Annotated in this window: 12 protein-coding genes; 6 read left to right on the top strand and 6 right to left on the bottom strand. The window is 43.4% G+C overall.

From position 1 onward, the window contains the following. Positions 1-21: 21 nt before the first annotated feature. The 3 genes from K5X84_RS05200 to K5X84_RS05190 form a co-directional block, all read right to left on the bottom strand. Positions 22-933, bottom strand: a complete 912-nt coding sequence (locus tag K5X84_RS05200) for a pirin family protein (protein WP_222236851.1) — start codon at positions 931-933, stop codon at positions 22-24. A 67-nt stretch (positions 934-1,000) separates the two neighbouring features. Beyond that, positions 1,001-1,627: an isochorismate family cysteine hydrolase YcaC gene (gene ycaC / locus K5X84_RS05195; protein WP_222236850.1), complete on the bottom strand. Its 627-nt coding sequence runs from the start codon at positions 1,625-1,627 to the stop codon at positions 1,001-1,003. Between the two features lie 48 nt (positions 1,628-1,675). After that, complete coding sequence (locus K5X84_RS05190) at positions 1,676-2,536, bottom strand: pirin family protein (RefSeq protein ID WP_222236849.1); 861 nt, start codon at positions 2,534-2,536, stop codon at positions 1,676-1,678. Between the two features lie 102 nt (positions 2,537-2,638). Here K5X84_RS05190 and K5X84_RS05185 point away from each other — a divergent pair, with 102 nt between their 5' ends. The 3 genes from K5X84_RS05185 (at position 2,639) to K5X84_RS05175 (ending at position 6,587) form a co-directional block, all read left to right on the top strand. Then, the gene (locus K5X84_RS05185; RefSeq protein WP_222236848.1) at positions 2,639-3,544 is read left to right on the top strand and encodes a LysR family transcriptional regulator; all 906 of its coding nucleotides are present in this window, start codon (positions 2,639-2,641) and stop codon (positions 3,542-3,544) included. Positions 3,545-3,632: 88 nt separating this feature from the next. Next, on the top strand, positions 3,633-5,339 hold the full coding sequence (locus K5X84_RS05180; protein WP_222236847.1) for a putative bifunctional diguanylate cyclase/phosphodiesterase: 1,707 nt from the start codon (positions 3,633-3,635) through the stop codon (positions 5,337-5,339). Between the two features lie 114 nt (positions 5,340-5,453). After that, positions 5,454-6,587: a DEAD/DEAH box helicase gene (locus K5X84_RS05175; protein ID WP_222236846.1), complete on the top strand. Its 1,134-nt coding sequence runs from the start codon at positions 5,454-5,456 to the stop codon at positions 6,585-6,587. A gap of 11 nt (positions 6,588-6,598) precedes the next feature. On the opposite strand, the gene K5X84_RS05170 is transcribed toward K5X84_RS05175, so the two are convergent. The 3 genes from K5X84_RS05170 to K5X84_RS05160 all read right to left on the bottom strand — a co-directional run bounded on the left by K5X84_RS05170 (position 6,599) and on the right by K5X84_RS05160 (position 9,466). Further along, on the bottom strand, positions 6,599-7,501 hold the full coding sequence (locus K5X84_RS05170; RefSeq protein ID WP_222236845.1) for a pepsin/retropepsin-like aspartic protease family protein: 903 nt from the start codon (positions 7,499-7,501) through the stop codon (positions 6,599-6,601). A gap of 225 nt (positions 7,502-7,726) precedes the next feature. Next, the gene (locus K5X84_RS05165) at positions 7,727-8,857 is read right to left on the bottom strand and encodes a serine hydrolase domain-containing protein (protein WP_222236844.1); all 1,131 of its coding nucleotides are present in this window, start codon (positions 8,855-8,857) and stop codon (positions 7,727-7,729) included. Positions 8,858-8,905: 48 nt separating this feature from the next. Next, entirely contained in the window at positions 8,906-9,466 is a 561-nt protein-coding gene (locus tag K5X84_RS05160; RefSeq protein WP_054488499.1) for a helix-turn-helix domain-containing protein, read from the bottom strand. Between the two features lie 263 nt (positions 9,467-9,729). On the opposite strand from K5X84_RS05160, the gene K5X84_RS05155 reads away from it, so the two are divergent. The 3 genes from K5X84_RS05155 (at position 9,730) to K5X84_RS05145 (ending at position 14,558) form a co-directional block, all read left to right on the top strand. After that, positions 9,730-9,906: a DUF6435 family protein gene (locus K5X84_RS05155; RefSeq protein ID WP_222236843.1), complete on the top strand. Its 177-nt coding sequence runs from the start codon at positions 9,730-9,732 to the stop codon at positions 9,904-9,906. Between the two features lie 281 nt (positions 9,907-10,187). Further along, entirely contained in the window at positions 10,188-11,768 is a 1,581-nt protein-coding gene (locus tag K5X84_RS05150; protein ID WP_222236842.1) for a methyl-accepting chemotaxis protein, read from the top strand. A 3-nt stretch (positions 11,769-11,771) separates the two neighbouring features. Beyond that, a complete protein-coding gene (locus K5X84_RS05145) occupies positions 11,772-14,558 on the top strand; it encodes a sensor domain-containing phosphodiesterase (RefSeq protein WP_222236841.1) in 2,787 nt (928 codons plus the stop codon). The last annotated feature ends 185 nt before the right edge of the window (positions 14,559-14,743 follow it).

Below are 14,743 nucleotides of genomic sequence, written 5' to 3'. Positions count from 1 at the left end.
CGCCCTTGCTAGGTTATCTGTTTAAGGCAGTGGAATATACTCTTCAGAGTCGCCCGGTACTTTTGCGAATTCTTGTTGTTGCCAGCGCTTTTTGGCGTTCTCTATTAGCTGCTTGTCGGTTGCAACAAAATTCCATTCTATAAAGCGAGAGCCCAGTGCGCCGCCGCCAATAAGAGCGAACCGAGTATTGGATTGAGCCGTAACCGTTATTCCCTGCTCTTCATTGAAAACAGCCATATGATGGTCTGCCATATTGAAACTGCCTATCTTGAGGTTTCCCGATACAATATAAAGAGCAAGCTCCTCAACGTGGGGCAATTGAATGCTTTCACCCTCATTAAGATTCACTTCGGCATACAGTGTTTCTGAGAAGGTTTTTACAGGAGAGCTGCAACCAAACGCATTTCCAATGAGTACTTTTGCTCGTCCACCGGGTAAGTCAACGGTTGGCAGAATGTCTCTGTCGTAGTGATGGAAACTTGGTTCACAATCCTCATACGCTTTTGGTAATGCTAACCACAGTTGCAAACCATGAACCTTGTGGGCCTGCTGCGTCATTTTTGGTGTCTGCCGCTCAGAATGAACAATGCCATGACCGGCCACCATGAGGTTAATATCGCCCGGGAGCACAGTAGCGTCTGTTCCGAGAGAATCCTTATGCTGAATCTCGCCTTCAAATAAATAGGTTACCGTGGCCAGGCCTATATGCGGATGGGGTCTGACGTTAATACCGTCACCAGCATCGAAAGTAGCAGGTCCCATATGGTCAAAAAACACCCACGGGCCGACAGATTTCACTTCTTTCGAAGGGAGTATGCGTTTAACTGAAAAACCACCAAGGTCACGTGATTTCGGGCTGATGATTCTTTTTAATGCGCCACAGCCAGACACAATCTGGCATTCACTTTCCAAAGACTTCGCTAAGTTACTCATAGTTGCTCTCCTGCTTAAAAACCGGAGAAGCGGACTTCTCCGGCTACTATCTTTCAATAAACGACAATTACTTGTCCTGTGTCAATGTTGAGTAACTGGTAATGAGGTTACGATAGTCTGGAATATGATTTGAGAATAGCTCGCCCAAGCCCTCAATGTCATTTCTCCAGTCGCGATGCAGTTCACAAGCAGTACCAAACCATGTCATTAACTGAGCGCCGGCTTGGGACATGCGGTCCCAGGCAGCATCGCGAGTTAGCGGGTTGAACGTACCTGATGCATCCGTAATAACGAACACCTCAAAACCTTCTTCTAATGCTGATAAAACGGGGAAGGACACACACACTTCCGTAACAACACCGGCAACAATCAACTGTTTTTTACCGGTTGCCTTCACAGCCTTTACGAAGTCTTCGTTATCCCATGCGTTAATTTGACCCGGACGAGCAATATAAGGCGCATCCGGGAACATGTCTTTTAACTCCGGGACCAGTGGGCCATTAGGGCCAGTTTCAAAGCTTGTGGTCAAAATAGTCGGTAAGTTGAAATATTTTGCCAAGTCACCCAGTGCCAGAACATTATTTTTAAATTTGTCAGGATCGATGTCACGAACCAATGACAGTAAACCTGCCTGATGATCAACAAGCAGCACGGCTGCATCGTCTTTATTTAAACGGTTGTATTTAAAGCTCATAATATTTCTCCAAATGTTGTGTTGTGGGTTATTACACCCGGTTTCATATCACTCGCTTGCGAAACGACCTTGTGAATAGTCGGCAAAAGCTTGTGATATTTCTTGAGCCGAGTTCATGACAAATGGGCCGTGACCAACTACCGGCTCATCTATCGGTTCCCCGGAAAGAATAAGAATTTGACTCTGATGTTCAGCATGAAGAACAACTTTCCCTCCTTCGCGCTCAAGCAGAGCCATCGTTGAAGGTTTCAGCGAAGCGGAGCCGTTCACTCGAACAGATCCGTCCAGCACGATAACTGCGTTGTTCCATCCCTCTGGTATGTCTAGACGCATTTGACCTCCGGGTTTTAACTGGACATCAAAAACATTGAGAGGAGATACGGTTTCCGCTGACCCTGCAGTGCCTTCATAATTTCCGGCTATAACACGCAAGGTTCCTACATCGTCGGGTAGCAAAACGACTGGAATGTCAGCCTTTTCGATCGCCTGATAACGGGGCTGCATCATTTTGTGTTGTCGAGGGAGGTTTACCCACAGCTGAACCATTTGAAGCGGCCCACCTTGTTGACTGAAGCGAGTAGAATGAAACTCTTCATGCAATATTCCGGCGCCGGCTGTCATCCACTGCACATCGCCCGCGCGAATAATGCCACCTTCACCAGATGAGTCTTTATGAGCTAGCTCCCCTTCGTAGACAATCGTAACGGTTTCAAAACCGCGATGAGGATGCTCACCAACACCTCGTTTCACACCGTCTCCCGGAAACTCAGTTGACTTCGCGTAATCCAGCAGCAAAAAAGGACTCAACGCCTCAGCAAAACGGTCATAAGAAAAAATGGTTTGCACGGGGAAGCCATTACCCACCCAATGTGGTGCCGCTGGTCTTACGATAGCTTTAACTTTTTTCATGAGCCTTTCTCCGAAAATAACTTTCTTTAAATCATATAAGTGATACGCTGAATGTGTAGAGTGCAAAAATAAGAAAGATTGTCCTAAAAATAGAACAGTAAAATGCAAGATTTAAACGACCTGTATTACTTTGTAAAAGTGGTAGATTCTGGTGGCTTTGCGCCCGCCGGACGGGCATTGGGTATTCCAAAATCAAAGCTTAGCCGCCGCATTGCTAAGCTTGAAGATAACCTCAATGCAAAACTGATTTACCGCTCAACCCGAAGCTTTCATTTAACCGAGGTGGGTCAAAAGTACTTGCAGCACTGCCGCGCTATGTTGGTAGAAGCCGAGTCTGCGCAAGAGGCTATAGACTCGTTGCGCTCTGAGCCAAGAGGGGTAATTAAACTCACCTGTCCAATTGCTCTGCTTAATGCCCATATAGGCTGCATGTTGGCAGAGTTCATGAACCTTTATCCGGAGGTCGATATCCAGCTTGAAGCTTCTAACCGTAGAGTGGATGTGATTGCCGAAGGTGTTGATGTCGCCATCCGCGTTCGTCCTCCGCCGTTAGAAGACAGTGACTTGGTTATGAAAGTTTTATCAGAGCGCACTTTGTGTATCGTGGCGAGTCCAGATTTAGTTAGTAAGTTCGGAACACCCAAGCATTTATGTGAAATCGCTGACTGGCCGAGCCTGGGGTTAGGTACGCCTCAAAAACATTTTACCTGGTCATGGACTTCCCCGGACGGACAGTCGTTTGAAGTCCCCTTTAAACCAAGGTTTATCACAACCGATATGGTCGCATTGCGGGATTCGGCTCTGGCGGGTGTTGGCGTTGTGCAAGTGCCAAAATTAGTGGTCGCCAATCAAATTAATGACGACTCATTGATAGAACTTTTCCCGGATTGGAAAGCGCCGCCCGAAATTATTCATGTAGTTTTCCCGTCAAGAAGAGGCTTGCTGCCTGCGGTCAGAACATTAATAGATTTTCTCGCAGACAGATACCGCTCTTTTGATGAAGAGTAAGCACATAGTTAACGGTTTTATCAATTGTATTCTACACTTGTACTTAGGTTAACTCGTTAACTCTCATTTCAACTAACGGCTAACTTCCATGACAAAAAACCGCGACAAGCAAATTAGCGAAGCACGGTTCCACAAGTTGTTTGATGACACACAAGCAATGTCTATTCAAGGCTACAGTGCCGACGGCACGGTGGTCTATTGGAATGGTGCCTCGGAAAAAATCTACGGTTATTCACCTAGCGAAGCGCTGGGCGGAAGTATCTATGACTTAATTATTCCTAATGATATGCGTAGCGAGGTCGAACAGGCGGTAGCCTGGATGTTCGAGCACCGACAAGGCATTCCCCCGGCTCGACTCAACCTTAAACATAAAGACGGCAGTATAGTTCCCGTGTACTCAAGCCATACCGTTGTGGCCCTGGCGAATGACGAGCCCATTATGTTTTGTATGGACGCCGATATGCGCGCGTTAGAAGTGGCTGAAGCCGAAGTGCAGCGCCTCTCATATTATGATCCGCTCACAGACTTACCCAACCGACGCCTAATGTTAGAGCGCATTGCTAGTATGGTACGAGGTATTAAAAGCGAACGTTCAGTTGCCGCATTGCTCATTATCGATATTGATAACTTTCATAGTATCAATGAGAGCCTTGGTTACAGCAGTGGCGACCGAGTTCTAGTGCACTGTGCGAAGTCATTACAACGGTTTAGCTCCTCTCACGACGATCTCGCCCGTCTTGGTAAAGATGAGTTTGTTCTTTTATTGCCATGCACTGCACCGTCGTTCGATGCCGCAGCAACAGAAGCAGAGCAACTGGCAACTCAAGTCATTGAAGAGATAGAAACACCTCTAATGCTCGAAAATGATATTCATCAGCTCAGCGCTTGTGTTGGCATCACTTTATTTCATTGCCCAAGCAACTTACCCAGTGATGAGTTAATCCGCCAGGCAGATATAGCACTTAAAATGGCGAAAGGCTCTAATACCAACACTATTCGTTTCTTTGATCAGGGAATGGAGTCGGCCGTCAAAGAGCGCTTACAACTCTCTCAGGCACTTAATCATGCTGTTGAAAATAAAGAGCTTGCTTTAGCCTTTCAGCCACAGGTGAATACACACCAGCAAGTTATTGGCTTTGAAGCCCTACTTCGCTGGCAACACCCTAGTTTAGGGACTATCTCCCCTAATGATTTTATTACTATTGCTGAAGCTACTGGCAGTATTATCGGTATTGGTGACTGGGTTCTGGAAAAAAGCTGTGAAATGCTTTTGCAATGGCAGGCATATAACGACTGCAAACACCTAAAAATTTCAGTCAATGTGAGTTCCGTTCAATTTCGTCGCGGTGACTTTGTCGAACGCGTACAGAACATTCTTGAGCGCACAGGAGCAAATCCTAATAACTTATGTTTTGAACTAACAGAAAGCCTAATAGCTGACGATATAGACTTTATTGTTCAACAAATGAAAAGCTTGCGCCAGTTAGGTGTGTCTATTTCCTTAGATGACTTTGGCACCGGCTATGCGTCTTTAGCCTACCTCACACGGTTGCCTCTCGACGAACTTAAAGTCGACCGCGCATTTGTCAGCGATTTAGATGAATACAGCAAAGGTGCCTTGTTAACCGAAACCATTATTAGTCTGGGTCGTAGCATGAACTTGGCCATTATCGCAGAGGGCGTTGAAACAAATGAGCAATTCAAACGCCTGCAAACTATGGGGTGTCAGTTTTTCCAGGGCTATTTGTTTGGCAAACCACAGACTGACGTTGAGCCCTACCTACCGAACAAGTGACGAACAACGTAATTTGCTTGAAAGCAGATTCAACACCCCCTTAAATGAAATGCGGCGTCCGCCTCTCTGGGGTAGAATACACGCTCTAATCCCCATTAAATTGCACATTAATACATGACTTTTTCTGATCTCGGACTTTCCCCGGAAATGCTTACCGCCCTTTCACGTCAGGGTTATAGCCAACCTACGCCCATTCAGGCACAGGCTATTCCTTTGGTGCTTGCAGGGAAAGACGTCATGGCAGCAGCGCAAACGGGTACAGGCAAAACGGCAGGCTTTACGGTGCCTATTTTAGAGCTTCTGAAAAGTAACGAACGTGCCAAGGCAAACACGGCTCGCACTTTGATTTTAACACCGACTCGTGAATTGGCAGCTCAGGTGGGTGAAAGTGTTGCGAACTTAAGCGCCGGCTTGCCATTGAATTACGCTGTGGCGTTTGGTGGTGTGAAAATTAATCCGCAAATGATGAAGCTTCGCAAAGGCGTGGATATTCTGGTGGCAACACCAGGCCGTTTACTGGATTTATACAAACAGAACGCGGTTCGTTTCCCCAAGTTAGAAGTGCTGGTGTTAGATGAAGCCGACCGCATGCTCGACATGGGCTTTATTCACGACATAAAGAAAATTATTAAGTTACTGCCGGTTAATCGCCAAACGCTTTTGTTCTCGGCAACCTTCTCTAACGACATTCGTGCGCTGGCTAAAGGCTTGCTTAAAAGCCCGGTAGAAATTGCCGTGGCACCGCCCAACGCAACAGCCGAGCCTATTAAGCAAACAGTGTATGAAGTACAAAAAAGCCAAAAACTGGGGCTGTTATTAAAACTGCTGAAAAGCCTCGACTTACCCCAAGTACTTGTGTTTTCACGCACCAAGCAAGGGGCTAATCGATTAGTTAAACAACTGGATAAAGCCGGCTTCTCGGCAGCGGCTATTCACAGCGCTAAAAGTCAGGGCGCCCGTACTAAGGCGTTGGCTGATTTTAAAAGTGCCAAAGTGCAGGTGCTTATCGCAACCGATATTGTCGCGCGTGGCATTGATATTGAAAAGCTGCCGTACGTTATTAATTACGACCTCCCCCACGTTGCGGAAGATTACATACACCGTATTGGCCGAACCGGTCGTGCCGGTCAAACTGGCCATGCTATTTCTCTGGTTACGGACGAGGACTCCCCCGCGCTGAAAGCAATTGAGGAGCTTATAGGCCAGCCGATTGAACAGAGTAAACCGCCTGGCCACGGGAATATCTAAAAGATCAGAATTTACTCGGAAGCTTGAGCCTGTGACAGCTCGATACTGCCAGAACGATAATCGAATAACAGTCTAAAATGTTTCAGTGCCTCATAACCGATGAGGCCTTCTACTCGACGCCCTCGAATTCTTGAGTGCTCTTGCTCGTACTGGCTGGTAAGGCGGAACAGTCGATTGATCTCAGGGACAGCTACCGGGACTTTTTCAACTTCATACGGGCCCAGCTTTATCTTTGGTAAGTCAATAACATTGTGGTAACCCATACTGTTGACTCCCATCACTAACGAGGAACTAGAACTAAAGCGCTCGAACCAGTTATTTTGTGTCGCAACTCTTTTTTCCAAAAGTACACCGCCACTATGAGCAGTATCCAGAATAACCCAACGCTCATCTTCATCGTTTAAATTGACTAGAATAATAGGGTAGCCTGTCTCACGTTGCTTAGTGAATGGAACGTTACTCACAAGGTCAATTTCATCGCGATTGGAAAAAAAGCGGATTCTTTGGTTGCGATAGTCAATATCAACAACAACATTCTTTAAAAAGTCTGCGCCGAGCATCACAGCATTTCTAGGTGGGCCAAAACTCACTTCATAAAGGTTTTGTTGATAGGTAACCCCATTAATTTCTATATCGACATCTTTATAACGAGGTCTTCGCTTGTCTCCAAAAATGCCCGATACTTTCACATAGTTTAATACGTCAGTGCTTAATTTTTTGTCCTCTATAAAGGCCTTATTAACTGAACTTCTCTCCCTTCCAGTATCAACAATTGCATAGCCTTCAACACCTTCAACATAAACTTTAAATTTGATTAAACCCTTTTCCAAAATAAAGGGTTGCCAGCTTGGTTCAGCAGCAACAACAAAAATCGGACACGCCAATAGTAGTATGAAAACAATAGCTTTTTTCATCAGAATCCTTTCCTCTTGGTTATATTCTAATCACTAACCTAGCATCAAGTTTTCTTTTTGTAAGCTTTTTTGCTTTAATTTCAGCTATTCGATTTAACTGAGAAACATAAACCATGTCCGACAATCTAAAGCTCGATGAAGCCATTATGCCTGCTATAACGGCCTCAACGGTGACATCAAGTCCCAGCTCTTGCTAAGTTTTTAATATAGAGTAACACGCACTCATTACTGCGACTGCTCAACAAATAACTCTAAAAACTTTAACGCCAGTGGGTTCTTTTCAATTTGCGCGCTCGTCAGACTATTAACCTCGTGTCGCAGTCCGTCGGTGTTTCCCAGTGCAATTAAGGTTAGTCCGTCATCAGGTGCCTTTAGTAGGAGTCCGGCATACGCATCCGGCCACCAACCACCATGCCAAACCAGCTTATGTCCTTGCCAATTCTGGACAAACCAGCCATAGGCATAAGGCATTGAGTTACCCTCTTCATCCTTTGCCGGCGTCCACATTTTCTGTCTCAAAGATTCAGGGAGAATTTTTTCTTCATCCAGGGCTATAGAATAATGAGCAAGTGCTTTTGCGCTGGCGATAATGCCTGAGCTGGCGTTAAGTTCAGTGTTTGGTAATACTGAATTTGCAAGCCCATCGGACTGTTCAGGCGCATGGCGAAAAGGCGGTGCAATATGAGTCAGTACCTCACTGGCAGCCGGGTCTCGCCAACCAGCGGCTATACCCTCTAAATCTCCGGCTTCAATAACGTATTTTTTCATCCAGTAGCGCCAACTTTTATTCGTGTTTTCCTCAACCCAGTTAGATAAACGGCCAAACACAATGGGGTTGTAGAAGAAGCTTGTGCCTGGCTCACCCTGTACCTGATGTTGAAGGACATGACGCAGCGTTATCACTTGGTCACATTCTACCGTGGGTACTTGATAGCCGTTATCCAGAGTGCCTCCACCAAAGATAGTGCCGCTTGTTGTCAGCCAGTGGCAGCGTCTGCCCCAGTCACTTAAAATCGTAAAGTCCGCATCGAGATCAATGTGCCCGTCAGCCTCCATGGCCAGTAACGTCGCACCCGTGAACGTTTTTGTGATAGAAGCAGCAAGGTACGATGTGTCTTCCGTCGTTGATTCTTCGGCGTCGTGATCTTGAAAGCCAATGCTCTCAAGCAGAATAATTTCACGGTCTTTTACCACCGCAACGGACAAACTTGGAATTTTGTTCTCTTTACGAAAGTCACTCAGATAAGACTGAAATTCCTGAATTTTTTCATCAGTAACTTTGGACTGTGCTACCGCTTCACTTGCTGAAAAACAGACAAGCGTAGCCAGCAGCAAATAATAAATTATTGCTTTCATGATTGTTCCTTTATTAAATCGTTTTTAAATGGAGAGCTTTGCTACCAGCTATTTTTTGCCAAGGAAAGGAATACTGGGGTAAAAATACCTTCGTGCTTTTATCACAGCGATAACGTTAGCCAACATAACTAAGGCGGTATAAGGGATCACGGCAATAAAGAATAAAAAGCCAAACCCTTCGACGCTAAGTAGTGCAACAAAAGCAAGTGCGTAAATGAGCATCATGGTTATTTGAAAGTTAATAACCGCACGGCCATGAGCGTCATACAGGGGGTTATCTTCACGCTTATGGATCCAAATAAACAGCGGGCACAAGATATTGAGAAATGGCACCACAAAACCAATAAATGGCGATGAGTGCATTAATAGCAGCCACTTTGTTTGAATATTCTCGTTGCGAGGGTCATCCAATTCAAGCAAATCGTCAACATCTAACTCGAGTGCCGCCGCTAGTAGCTTTACTGTTCTTAAGTGGGGGGTGACCTCACCTTTTTCCAAGCGTTGAATGGTACGTACGGTTACCCTGGTGCTCTCAGCAAGCTGTTCCTGCGAGAGTCCTTTTAACTTGCGCTGGTAAGTTAACCGCTCTGCGAATTTGGTATTTTTCATTGTTGTATTCAGCTCTGTTGCCCGATAGTTCGGATAAAACATTATCTAAAAGCACCGGACATTGTTACGACATTGCCATGTCATGTTCCTGTCATTCGCTTTGATCGCTCAAAAAGTACACTTAAGCAACAATATACCGACAGTAACTCCAAAGAAAAAATTTAGCTTAAAAACATCATATTATTTTTATGCTTTTCACGCAGAACTTTTAACCCTGATTTTTCGTATTGCTAAATACACTTAATAATTTGAGGCAATCATTAATGTTTGGACTTTTTAAGTCAAACCCAACGAAGAAAATGCGCAAAGAACTAAAGCAACTGCAAGAAAAAGCTATGGAGATGCAGCGCAACGGAAACATTCGCGATAGTTCGCATATCAGTCAGCAAGCAGACGAGCTTTGGAATAAAATTCAAGCACTGGAAAGTCAAAATAAATAGATTACTTTAAGGCGCTCGCCCTAAAAGTCTAGCTTCCATCAATCGACAGTAGGCATAAGAAAATTGCTTGTAGTGAACCGTGTTAATTCCTCGCTCCTCTTTCGCCTGTAAAGTTCAGAACACTCAGCACATTTGATCCTCGTCAATATAACCACAATTTTAACGTGGTTTTTTGGCATTCTACCGTATTATGTTAACAACTTTTCAAAATACCCATAAATTAATCAACAAGCTGATAACACAAACAATTTGTAAACTTTACAGTAACTCTGGATAACCACATGAAAAAGAACCTTCCTATAACGGGAGTTGAGCAAGAATTCTCTAATCGCGCTAACATCCTCTCAACCACGAATTTAAAAGGTCAAATTACATACATTAACAGAGATTTTATAGAGATAAGCGGTTTCTCTCAGGAAGAGCTTTTAGGTAAGAATCACCATATAGTACGTCACCCGGATATGCCCTCAGCGGTATTTAAAGTTTTCTGGTCTGACTTGAAAGCTCAAAAGTCATGGATGGGCATTGTAAAAAATCGCTGCAAGAACGGCGATCATTACTGGGTCGACGCGTACGCTACTCCAATTAAAACAAATGGACAAATTGAGGAGTATCAATCTGTTCGGCGCAAAGCGAAAAAGGAATTCATTGAGCGAGCATCTGACGTCTACAAGAAAATTAACCAAGGTACAGCTCATAAGAAGGTTAAAGATAGGCCGTCAATTTGGAAGAAAGTTTCAACTGCCCTTTTGCTACCAATTGCTCTTCCATTAATTTCCTATCTGTTTTCGGGTAACGCTCTTCTGGTACTAATTTTTTGTCTAGCTTCCACTGCCATCGCCGCTTTTTTAGTATTTCTTTCTTTAGCTCCTTTGAAAGAAGTTCTTGCTGCTAGTTACAAAGTTACTAATGACAAAGTAGCCAGGTATGTATACACAGGTCGTTCAGACGAGGCAGGCTCAATTTTACTTGCCTTTAAGAAGTTAGAATCTGAAAACGCTGCTTTAATCGGACGCATCAATGATATGTCTAATGCTTTATCGGAAAGTGCTGACAATCTGAGTAGTGCCGTTAATCAGTCGCAGACTGGAACCTTGCAGCAGTTTGAACAAACAGAGCGTGTTGCAGCCGCAATTAATCAAATGTCAGAAAGTATAAATACTGTCGCAAACAGCGCTCAAGAGACTTCAAGTTCATCAAGTAGCGGCTATGAAAAAGCAGCTTATGGGAAGTCAGTTGTTGATGAAAACTCTCAGTCAGTTAGAACTCTTAAAGAACAGATTAGTAGCGCAGCAAAGGTAATCAACGAAGTTTCAGAAAGCAGCGAGGATATCGAGAAAATACTCGATGTAATTTTAAGTATTGCTGATCAAACAAACCTATTAGCACTTAACGCCGCTATAGAAGCTGCAAGAGCAGGAGAAACAGGTAGAGGATTTGCCGTTGTTGCCGACGAGGTCCGGTCTCTAGCGACTAGAACACAAGTGTCGACCGAAGAAATTAGGATTGTTATAGACAAACTGCAAAACGGTGTTCGCCATGCGGTTGAGGTTATGAAGCAGGGTGAACATATGGCTACTCAGAGTGTAGAGAAAAGCCAACAAACAGCTCTTAATCTCGATAGCCTCGTTGAGACTATTAATATTATTTCGTTAATGAGCAACCAAATTGCTAACTCTGTTAGAGAACAGAGTGCTGTTGCACAAGATATTGGTGAGAATATTTCTTCTATTAGAACTAATGCAGAGCAGAATCTTGAAGCGGTTCAATTAAGTAGTGATGTCGCCAATAAGACTGTCGGCATCACACGAAGGTTGGAGCAATTAACAACTCAATTCTGGGAAAGCCAACAGGATGTTTAAGTTATGAGGCAGTTGATTCACTTATTCAAAAGCACAGAGAGTCTTAATGAGTTCATACTCAGTAACAGGCTGAGTAAAGAACGTGGATTAATACAAATTTTTTCCGGCTTAAACGAGAGTCATACTGCTTCGATCGCTAAACAAATTATTTCAATGACACCAACTTTCTGTGTCATTGGAACCTCAACTTATGGTGAGATTTTAGCTGAAAAATGTTACTCAAATCAGCTTGTAATCCATTTCTGTATATTCGAAAAAGATACTCAAATAGAACCCTTTGAAATTAATAGTTCAACAACCGTCTCCTTAGCGGATATACTTACTAATCCCTATAGAAGATCCCCACAACTGGCGATTATCTACGCTAACGCTTTTACAATAAATCCTGAAGACGTAATTAGACAGTTCTACCATCTAGTCCCCGATTGCAAAGTTGTTGGTGGTATAGCAGCAGATGACGGGCATTTTCAGTCAGCATATATGCTGCTCGGCGACAAGGTAAAAACGAACGGCTTGATAGGTGTCCTTCTATACGGCGAAACCCTGAAAACCTTAATTACTAGCTTTGAAGGCTGGCGCCCAATAGGGAGACAATTTACCGTTACCCAAGCGCATAAAAATACAGTTTTTAAACTCGATGACCGACCTATCATCGAGATCTATAATGACTACATCGGAGAGCATATAACCCAGCTGTTTCCAAAGAGCGTCACGGAGTTTCCTTTAATGCTTCGCAATAGCAAGCGAAACATACTAAGAGCCCCTATTAGTCTGACGAAATGCGGACAAGGAATTATCTATGCGGGCACATTAAAAGTTGGCGATAAAGTGTCTTTTTCTTTTGCCGATGTCACTAGCACTCTTAAAGGAACACCTGAGTTTTTTAACCAGAAAGGTGTATGCACCCTAACGTTCTCGTGCGCAGCAAGACGATCTTTTTTGAAAGGTAGAATTAGCGAAGAGATAGAGCGAATATCTAAAAGAACTGAATCTTCAGGCGGCTTTTTCTATGGAGAATTCTCTACAGTAAGAAGTAGAGCAGAGTTACTTAATCTAAGCACAACTGTTCTGCAGCTCTCGGAAAGCGATGTGATCTTAGAAGCGAACAGACGATCGGATCCACAACGTTCTTTACCTAATTCAACACAAGCGTTAACCAATCTTGCCACTAAAGCTAGCGCAGAGCATGAGGCACTACTCTACTCTCTTCGTCAGCACCAAAACGCTCTTGATTCAAGTTCAATAATTTCTATTACAAGTGCCTCTGGCGTTATTTATTACGTTAATAAGAAGTTTGAACAAATAAGTGGTTATTCCGCAGATGAACTTATAGGAAATACCCATAGAATCATTCGGCACCCCAAAATGAAGAACAGAGTTTTTGAGCAATTGTGGAAAACAATTTCTAAAAAAAAGCGTTGGAGCGGCCTACTCCGTAATAGGCGTAAAGACGGTTCATCATATTACGTAAAAACCATTATTTACCCTATTACAGATGAAAGTGGCGAGATAAAAGAGTATGTCAGCATTCGTAATGACGTGACTGACATTGTAACGGCTCGCCAAACAATTCAGAAACAAAATACGGATGCGCTAACACATCTTCCGAATCGAGCCAAGTTATCTAAAGACCTTGAACGAACCCCCGTTGAGTCAGTAGCCATTTTCGATATTAAAAATTTTAAATTGTTAAATGATTACTGGGGTATTAGTTACGGTGATGCCGTTATCAAACTGGTTGCGGAGCGCTTTCGAAGCTTGAGTTTTAACTACTCTATAAAACTCTACCATCTCAACGGTGCAGTATTCGCTATACGTCCCATAAAACCTATAAAGATTAACCCTTTCAAATTCTTAGCTATGGAAATAAAGGAGACTTTAGAATCGTCCGACTTTGTCGTTGATGGGCATAACCATGAAATTAATTTTTCAGTCGGTCTTGGTAACTCTAAAAAACGAGCGCTTGCTTATGCTGAAAGCGCAACAATCGAAGCTAAGCACGACAGTTTTTCATCTAGTCTTATCATCAGAACTGAAGATTCAGAAACGGATGACTTTTATTTCTGGCTAGAAGAAACAAAGTTAGCCCTTAAAGAGAATCGTGTCATACCCTACTTTCAAAAAGTAGCAACAATGACATCCGAAGGTAGAGGGCATCGAAAGTATGAAGCTCTTGTTCGAATTCGCTTGCGCGATGGCGAAATTGTATCACCAAACCGGTTTCTAAATTATTTGAAAAAGACAAGATACTACCAAGCGCTAACGCATTTAATGGTAGATGCAACAGTTAAACAATCAATAGAGTCAAATTGCTTCATATCGGTCAACTTATCAATTCAAGATATACTTGATGTAAAAACTGTGCGGTACATTATAAACGCTCTTGAATCTAACCCGGCAGCCCAGGTCATTTTTGAAATAACGGAGTCAGAAGCAATTAGAGACTTTGCGTCTATAAATAGCTTTATTCAGCAAGTTAGAGCTCTCGGCGCGTTGATAGCGATAGATGATTTTGGCAGTGGCTACTCAAACTTTATTTATCTAGTCGAAATAAAACCAGACTATATAAAAATAGATGGCTCCATAATAAAGTCCATTCAGAGTAACCCGAATAGCAAGCACGTAACACGCAGCATTATTGATATGGCTAAAAGTTTAAATATCAAAACGATCGCGGAGTTTGTCAGCGATAAGCAAACTTTTGATATCTTAAAGCAACTAGGTGCCGGTGGTGCTCAAGGTTTTTATATTGCAAGGCCATGCCCCGATATTGAAGAAGGATACTCATAATTTGAGTTGCCATGACCTGTGCAAACCGCCACTTTTGACATAAATATTTTATTCCCTGTGAACCAAATTTCTCACCGGCTCGTAATGTGACACGCTCAATAAGAGCAGGATAAAGAGTTTCTGAAACCGAAGTTAAATAGTTGATATAAATCAATTATATATAGCCGAATTGTAAGTGTTAATAA

The sequence above is a fragment of the Idiomarina abyssalis genome (genome assembly GCF_019797805.1).
In the GTDB taxonomy this organism is placed as follows: Bacteria; Pseudomonadota; Gammaproteobacteria; order Enterobacterales; family Alteromonadaceae; genus Idiomarina; species Idiomarina abyssalis.
This window is presented reverse-complemented; position numbering and strand designations above follow the sequence as displayed.

Bases quoted from the DNA above. Each gene is read 5' to 3' on its own strand.
- K5X84_RS05170 (WP_222236845.1), bottom strand. From the start codon at position 7,501: ATGAAAAAAGCTATTGTTTTCATACTACTATTGGCGTGTCCGATTTTT.
- K5X84_RS05190 (WP_222236849.1), bottom strand. From the start codon at position 2,536: ATGAAAAAAGTTAAAGCTATCGTAAGACCAGCGGCACCACATTGGGTG.
- K5X84_RS05175 (WP_222236846.1), top strand. From the start codon at position 5,454: ATGACTTTTTCTGATCTCGGACTTTCCCCGGAAATGCTTACCGCCCTT.
- K5X84_RS05165 (WP_222236844.1), bottom strand. From the start codon at position 8,857: ATGAAAGCAATAATTTATTATTTGCTGCTGGCTACGCTTGTCTGTTTT.
- K5X84_RS05185 (WP_222236848.1), top strand. From the start codon at position 2,639: ATGCAAGATTTAAACGACCTGTATTACTTTGTAAAAGTGGTAGATTCT.
- K5X84_RS05180 (WP_222236847.1), top strand. From the start codon at position 3,633: ATGACAAAAAACCGCGACAAGCAAATTAGCGAAGCACGGTTCCACAAG.
- ycaC (WP_222236850.1), bottom strand. From the start codon at position 1,627: ATGAGCTTTAAATACAACCGTTTAAATAAAGACGATGCAGCCGTGCTG.
- K5X84_RS05160 (WP_054488499.1), bottom strand. From the start codon at position 9,466: ATGAAAAATACCAAATTCGCAGAGCGGTTAACTTACCAGCGCAAGTTA.
- K5X84_RS05145 (WP_222236841.1), top strand. From the start codon at position 11,772: ATGAGGCAGTTGATTCACTTATTCAAAAGCACAGAGAGTCTTAATGAG.
- K5X84_RS05200 (WP_222236851.1), bottom strand. From the start codon at position 933: ATGAGTAACTTAGCGAAGTCTTTGGAAAGTGAATGCCAGATTGTGTCT.
- K5X84_RS05155 (WP_222236843.1), top strand. From the start codon at position 9,730: ATGTTTGGACTTTTTAAGTCAAACCCAACGAAGAAAATGCGCAAAGAA.
- K5X84_RS05150 (WP_222236842.1), top strand. From the start codon at position 10,188: ATGAAAAAGAACCTTCCTATAACGGGAGTTGAGCAAGAATTCTCTAAT.